Source organism: Methanobrevibacter sp. 87.7, assembly GCF_002208625.1.
In the GTDB taxonomy this organism is placed as follows: Archaea; Methanobacteriota; Methanobacteria; order Methanobacteriales; family Methanobacteriaceae; genus Methanarmilla.
The window spans coordinates 1-7,694 of the sequence record NZ_MRCT01000091.1 but is presented as its reverse complement, the minus strand read 5'-3'; the positions used below and the strand labels follow the sequence as shown (position 1 = coordinate 7,694).

Here is a 7,694-nt window from a genome sequence, read left to right as displayed (position 1 = left end):
ATTATGAAATATTATAGATTATAATAATATTTATTACTTTAATTAGGTTTTATTTGATAAAATACAGAAAATTTACAGTTGATTATTATGGGTTTAACTAAAGAAAAATCTTTAAATAATCATTTTTTTAGGAATGTCATCCTAATGTTATTGGTTATTATTTTAAGTTTTTGTTTAATTACATCTGTATCTGCAGCTAGTAATAATTCCACAAGTCTTGAATTAAATAATACTCATCATACACATATTGTTACATCGAATATGACTAATGATGAAATTCAAAGTGTTATTGATAATGCAAGTAGTGGGGATATTGTAGAATTTAATAGTAAAAAGTATAATAATGTTTCTTTGGTGATTGATAAAAAATTAAACATTATTTCTACTGTTAAAAGTGTATTAGAAAGTTCTCATATTGTTACAGATAGAGCTAAATCATTAAGTGTAAAAAATAGTTTTGGATTTTATTTCACATCGAATAGTTCTGGTTCTATTCTTAAAGGATTTACTTTAACAGGTAATCCTGATTATCAAATCATGATTAATGGTGCTAATAATTTAAATATTGAAAATAACACAATTATTAGTGGAAAAAATGGTATTTATATAAATAATACTAAGAATTCTAAAATTATATCAAACAAAATTTCTAAAGTTCAGGATAATGGTATGATTATATATAATACTCATTCAACTACTATTAAAAATAATAATGCTTCATATAATGGTGAAAATGGTGTTTATTTCTTCAATATTAAAGACTCATATATTGGATATAATGATTTTTCAAATAATGGTTTAAATGGTATTGAATTAGGAGGTAGTACTAGTAATAATACTATTATTCATAATTATTTAAGAAATAATATAAATAATATTTTTATTAATTCTACTTCATATAAAGATAAAGTAACTCAAAATACAATTATTGGAGCAAGAATGGATCCAAATGCTAAATTTGATTATGATATGACTGGAATGGGAGTATTATTTGGTGATAGTTATAAATCTAGTACTAAAGATACTGGAATTTATATTGGATATAATACTATGGGATTTAATGCTCAATTTGATGCTAAAAACCATATGAAATTACCTATATTTAAATTAGGTGATAATTATTATGTTACTAATGATGGTAGATTAGCTACTGCACATTTATGTCCATTTTTACTTGGTGGTGAACTTGGTTGGGAAAATACTGGATATTTAAGATTAGGTTTTACTCAAAAAGGAAACCAACTTATTGGTAAATTATATGATAAAGCAGGTAATGTTGTTGAAGCAGGTGACTTTGATATAGATCAAGTTTCTGTTGATGGTAACAATGTAGGTGCTGCATCTTATCGTAATGGACAAGTAGTTATTAATGCTGGAAAAGACGGGGCTAATGTTAAAATTATTAGTAATGGTAGAACTATATTTGAAGGAATTGTAAAAGCTTTAGATTCTAGCCAATCTGGACAAGATAATTCAAAAAATGCACAAGGTTCAGGTAATTCAAAAGCAGATAATGATAATCTAGTTAATGGTGGTGGATCTTTAAACAATACTGATAATAATCTTATTGCAGCTATTGCTAATAGAAATTCTGGTAGAGGTTCAGGTTTAGGTTCCTTATTTGGTTCAGGTAATAGTAATATTAAAGTAAATGGTAGTGGTATTGCTTCTGGTGCTTATAGTGGAACTTCAAATAATGGACTTGGTACTGCTGGAGAAAATGGTCAAGGAGGATCTACTGTAAGTCAAGGTTCTGCTAGTTCTTCTAAAGCATATGAAATTGCAGCTAAAAAAGCTGCAAGTAAATTATCTTCAGATAATACTCGTAATCTTGCAGTTTTAGCTATTTTTGCTATAATGATATTATTTGTTATTGGATATAAACGTAGAAACAAAGATGATGACGATAATGATGATTATTAATTAAAAACTTTATTTTTTATCTTTTTTTATTCTTATTTTTTGATTTTTGTTTTTTTTTGGATTTGTTTTTCTTATTTTTGGAATTTCTTTATTTTAAAAATATAATAAAAAAAGTATGTTTGGTCTTTTTGTGATTTTGTTTTTAATTTTATTTTAAAAATATAATAAAAAAAGTATGTTTAGTCTTTTAAGAATTCAATCTCAAAAGCAATTACAGGATATTCTAAATTAAAGTTTGTAATAACTTCTGGTGAAATTTCACCAAATACACCTTCAATGTTTCCATGTTTAGAGCTTCCTTTTACTGAAGCTACTCTTCCTTTAATGAAACTTGGATTATCAGATTCTGAAATTTCCATTGTATATCCAAGGTTAGATAATACACTATCAGTTATAGATTTAATTTCAGTAAAGTTAGCATTAGAATGACATACTACAGCTGCTAATTTTTTACCTAAACGTGTATTAAATTCACTTGAATCATCAAGGTATATTACATCACCAATTTCAAATAATCTTTGAGGTAAATCTTCTGCTTTATTATCCTCTAAGAACTCCATTAATGCATTAAGAATACTAGTTCTTATCATTGTTCCTTCAACACTAATTGGTCTTGCAACTTGAACATGTTCTTTTTCTTCTTGTAACATTTTTTTATAGTGAGATTCTTCATTTGTAAGCATTAAACTCATAATCTCATCAAATCCAAGTCCAATCATAAGTTCACGAATAGTTTTTTCTGATTTAAACCAGTCATGTTCATATGCAACTGTATTAATATCTGGAAGTGTGCTTGGTATTTTTTTAATACAATATTGGATTGCAACATTTTCAATAATATCTACTTCATGTAAAATATCAATTCTAAATGGTGGAATTTGAACTTTAATTTCATTATCATTTAATATTTCTGCACCAAATCTTGCTTTTTCAAGTAATCTTTTTACTTCTTTTGCATCAAGTGTAGTTCCACCAATAAGTTCATTAGTTTTATCAACATGTACTAATGCTTCTTTTGAACTTAAATCAGGAGTAGTTATGGTTTTATCTTCATAAACCATTTCCATACTTTTAATTTTTCCTCCAACTTCTGCAAATGAAGAACAGATAATATTTAATGATTGTTCTACTGCTTTTTTATCTGTACCTGTTACATCTACAATAACAGTATTAGTTTCTTCAGTAAGTTTTGTAAGTTCACTATTAATAATTGGTGGCATACTCATAGTTTGATTATCACTATCAAGAATCATTGGATATTTATCAAATCCTTCAAGAAGATGAGCATATTTTTTACCTTTATCATGTTCTTCTAAAATTTCTTTAGGTTTAAGTTCTTTTTCCATTTCAAGTGGAACAAATGCATGTTCATCTTTAGCAGTTGCAATATATTTATAATCTCCAGATACTACATCTGCATTATGTATACCAATTGCTACTTTTTTTCTGTCACGACCAATAACCCAGTGAAGGTTTTCTTGGAAATCCATAATATATTTAATTTTGTTTCCTGTAAAGTTTACATTTTCAACTTTAGCAAATGCAATGTAAGGTCTTATTTTTTCAACTTCTTTTGAAATATATACTTTTTCTCCAGATGGTTCTACAGGGTATTCTGGAAGTCCTGTTTCTTGTGATAAAAATCCTTTAAGTGATCTTGCAACACCTTCTATTGAAAGGTTATCTGGACGATTTGGGAAGAATTCTACTTTAATTTCTTCATCATTAAAGTCTTCAATATCACTTCCCATCATAGGTAAAATATTAATAAGTTTATCTTTTTCTAAATCAATTCCTAAATCTTTTAAATCTTGATATTCGAATGTAATAACTGGCATTAATATTATCTCCAATTAGTAATTTTGATAATTAAAATTATATTTTTAAAGTAAAATAAGTATTAAAATAATTTAGTTTCTTTAATAATTAACTTACTATTTTTTTAAAAAAATACATTAAATATAATTATATTTATTTAATTTTTTAAAATATACTTTTTTTATTTATTAATTAATTTTTAAGTATTTTTTATAATAATTATATTTAATAATTAAGTTTTTAATTTTAAAAAGAAATTAATATATGGTTTTAGAAACCAAATATTAAAATGAAGAATAAAGATTCTATTACAAAGTGTAATGCTCTATGTTCAATAGTACCCATATTTCTAATGAATAATGAATGGATTAAATCAATAAATAAGTGTATTAATGCTGCTAAAATTCCAATTTCAATATTTAAGAAAATTATTGAAATTACAATAAAGTGGAATGCTGCTTCAATAAATTCATGTATTAACCAGGATTGGACATTACTTTTTGTTGTGATGTGGAGGATTCCACCAAATACAATGTAAAAATCACTGAAAATATTCCAAGTTAATTGACCATGTATTATATCACTTATTGCAAGGGCAACAGCAATATAAAACCATAATAATTGCATTTTTATTCTCCAAGTTTTTATTTAAAAATAATAATTATATAATATTAATTTATTTATATTAATTATATTAATTAAATATTTATCTATTATTAATTATATAATATAACATGAATAATTTTTATTCAAGTTTTTAGATTCAAAATTTAATTATATATTTATATTAGCTATTTTTTTAAAATTAAGATTTTAGCTATGTATATTGTGATTTAGTTTTTAAATTGATTTCTAGCTTAAATCATTTTAAAGATTTATTAATTTATTTAAAATTTTTATTTTATATATAAGTATTTTAATTAATTTCAAACTTTTTCATAATTAAATTGTAAATATATATTAAACTCATGTCTTAGAATTTCAAGTATTCTAATTACTAGCTAAATTTTTTTATAATTTTAATACTTAGAAACTATAAACTATTTTTATTTATTATTAATTTTATCAAAAATTGTGTATGGAGAGATTATGTCAGAAAAAGATATACCAAAAGATTATGACCATAATAAAGAAGAATTATGGCAGAAAAAATGGCAAGATGATAAAATTTATAAGTATATTGGTGATGGAACAAGACCAAGATATATTATAGATACTCCTCCACCATATCCAACAGGATCTATACATTTAGGTCATGTATTAAACTGGGTATACATTGATATGAATGCAAGGTATAGAAGATTAAAAGGATATGATGTATTATTCCCTCAAGGATGGGATTGTCATGGACTTCCTACTGAAGTTAAAGTTGAAGAACTTCATAATATTAAGAAAAATGATGTTTCTAGAGCAGAATTTAGGGATATGTGTATTGATTTAACCACTAAAAATATTGCTCTTATGAAAAAACAAATGTTATCTCTTGGTTTTTCTCAAGATTGGGATAGAGAATTTGTTACAATGACTCCAGAATATAGGAAAAGAACCCAATATTCCTTTTTAAAAATGTATAATCAAGGATTAATTTACAGAGGTATTCATCCAGTATACTGGTGTCCTAGATGTGAAACTGCTATTGCTTTTGCTGAAGTAGAATATGCAGAAAATAAATCTCATTTAAATTATGTTAATTTTCCACCTGCTGACCTTTCAGCTGTAGAAGAGTTCCCAGAAGATAATTCTTATATAAGACCTGATGGTCATAATGCAGATCCTAAAGAACCAGGAATTTTAATTGCAACTTCTAGACCTGAGTTAATGTCTGCTTGTGTTGCAGTTGTTATTCATCCTGATGATGAAAGATACAATCATCTTTTAGGTAAATATGTTGAAGTACCTTTAACTTCTCAAAAAGTAAAAATTATTGCAGATGAAGAAGTAGATCCAGAATTTGGTACTGGTGCTGTAATGGTATGTACTTTTGGTGATAAAACTGATGTAAGTTGGGTAAATAAATATGACCTTGAAGTTATTGAAGCTATTACAGAACAAGGTTTACTTACTTCTGCAGCTGGTAGATATGAAGGCATGACTTTAAAAGATGCTAAAGAAGCTACTATTAAAGATCTTAAAGAAGAAGGTTACCTTTTAAAACAAGAAGATCTTGATCAAAATGTTGGTCAATGTTGGAGATGTAAAACACCTATTGAAATTTTAGTTAAAAAACAATGGTTTGTTGCTGTTAGGAAACTTATTGACCAAGTTAAAAAATCTTCTAATGAAATGAATTGGGTACCAAAACATATGGAATCAAGACTTTTAAATTGGGCAGATTCTATGGAATGGGATTGGTGTATTTCAAGACAAAGATTATTTGCAACACCTATTCCTGTATGGTATTGTAAAAATTGTGGTAAAATTATTTTACCTGATGAAGATCAATTACCAGTAGATCCTACTGTAGATAAACCAAAACATCCTTGTGAATGTGGATGTGATGAATTTATTGGTGAAACTGATGTTTTAGATACTTGGATGGATAGTTCTATTTCTCCATTATCTATTGCAGGATGGCCTGATCCATCATATGTAAATGATTTCCCTGCAAGTATTCGTCCACAAGGACATGATATTATCCGTACATGGACATTTTATACTATTCTCAGATGTTTAGCATTAACTGATAAAAAACCATGGGATGATGTTGTTATTAATGGTATGGTATTTGGTGAAGATGGGTTTAAAATGAGTAAATCTAGAGGAAATGTTATTGCACCTGATGATGTAATTAAAGAGTATGGTGCAGATCCTTTAAGAACATGGGCTGCAAACAGTCTTCCAGGTTCAGATGTAGCATTTGCATGGAAAGATATTAAACATGGTTATAAATTCTTACGTAAATTCTGGAATGCATTTAGATTTATTAGTATGCATATCTTTTCAGATGATGATTTATCTGATGAAAAAACCATTAAATCAAGTCTTAATCCTATGGATAAATGGATTTTAGCTAAATTCACTAATTTAAATAGAACTGTTGATGAAGCATTCTCTAAATATGAATTTGCAAAAACTATTACAAGTATTGAACAATTTGTATGGCATGATTTCTGTGATGAATATATTGAAGCTGTAAAATATAGGTTATATAATGATGATGTTTCAGATGCATCACGTATTGCTGCTAAATATACTCTTAGATATGTTGTAGAAAATACTCTTAAAATCTTATCTCCTATAGCTCCATTCTTTACAGAAGAAGTATATCAACACTTTGAAGATTCAAGTATTCATAAATCTTCATGGCCTGAAATTGTTGAAGAATTTGATGATAATGATTTCATGATAAATGGTGACTCTGCTATTGAAATAATTGATGAAGTAAGAAGATTTAAATCTGCTAATAAAATAGCATTAAATGCACCTCTTGCTAAAGTTAATATTTACACTTCTGATTTAGCAGATATTTGTAATACATTTAAAGAAGATATTGCAGGTACTTTAAAAATCAATGAATTAAATGTTTTATCTGGTAAACCTGATATTCATGAAAAAGTTATTGAAGTAGAACCAGTAATGAGTAAAATTGGGCCTGAATTTAAATCTGATGCAGGTAAAATTGTTGGATATGTTAAATCTGCATCTGTTGATGATATTGCAGATGAACTTTCAGAAAATGGTAAAATCGTTATTGGTGATATGGAAGTTAATAAAGATTACTTCAATCTTAAAACAGAAGTAGTTGGAGCTTCTGGTGAAAAAGTAGATATCTTCCAATCTGAAGATTTAGATGTTATTTTAGAAGTTATTAGATAAAATGACTTCTATTTAACTATTTTTAATTATTTTAATTATTTTTTTATTTATGCTGTTTTTATTTTTAATTTTTACTTATTTTTAGTTTTTTAGCTATTTTTATAGTTAATAATAGTTTTTTAGCTATTATTTTATTT

Annotated in this window: 4 protein-coding genes; 2 read left to right on the top strand and 2 right to left on the bottom strand. The window is 26.1% G+C overall.

Annotated features, from left to right (window positions below):
• Positions 1–144: 144 nt before the first annotated feature.
• On the top strand, positions 145–1,923 hold the full coding sequence (locus tag BGI41_RS05480) for a right-handed parallel beta-helix repeat-containing protein (RefSeq protein WP_158211966.1): 1,779 nt from the start codon (positions 145–147) through the stop codon (positions 1,921–1,923).
• Positions 1,924–2,102: 179 nt separating this feature from the next.
• On the opposite strand, the gene pheT is transcribed toward BGI41_RS05480, so the two are convergent.
• Positions 2,103–3,761 (bottom strand): phenylalanine--tRNA ligase subunit beta, encoded by a 1,659-nt coding sequence (gene pheT / locus BGI41_RS05475; protein ID WP_088539308.1) that lies wholly within the window; start codon positions 3,759–3,761, stop codon positions 2,103–2,105.
• Between the two features lie 250 nt (positions 3,762–4,011).
• Positions 4,012–4,368, bottom strand: a complete 357-nt coding sequence (locus BGI41_RS05470) for a hypothetical protein (RefSeq protein ID WP_088539306.1) — start codon at positions 4,366–4,368, stop codon at positions 4,012–4,014.
• Between the two features lie 462 nt (positions 4,369–4,830).
• On the opposite strand from BGI41_RS05470, the gene BGI41_RS05465 reads away from it, so the two are divergent.
• A complete protein-coding gene (locus tag BGI41_RS05465) occupies positions 4,831–7,557 on the top strand; it encodes a valine--tRNA ligase (protein ID WP_088539304.1) in 2,727 nt (908 codons plus the stop codon).
• Positions 7,558–7,694 lie beyond the last annotated feature (137 nt).

Excerpts from the sequence above, each read along its gene's own strand:
- BGI41_RS05465 (WP_088539304.1), top strand. The coding sequence starts at position 4,831 with ATGTCAGAAAAAGATATACCAAAAGATTATGACCATAATAAAGAAGAA.
- BGI41_RS05480 (WP_158211966.1), top strand. The coding sequence starts at position 145 with ATGTTATTGGTTATTATTTTAAGTTTTTGTTTAATTACATCTGTATCT.
- pheT (WP_088539308.1), bottom strand. The coding sequence starts at position 3,761 with ATGCCAGTTATTACATTCGAATATCAAGATTTAAAAGATTTAGGAATT.
- BGI41_RS05470 (WP_088539306.1), bottom strand. The coding sequence starts at position 4,368 with ATGCAATTATTATGGTTTTATATTGCTGTTGCCCTTGCAATAAGTGAT.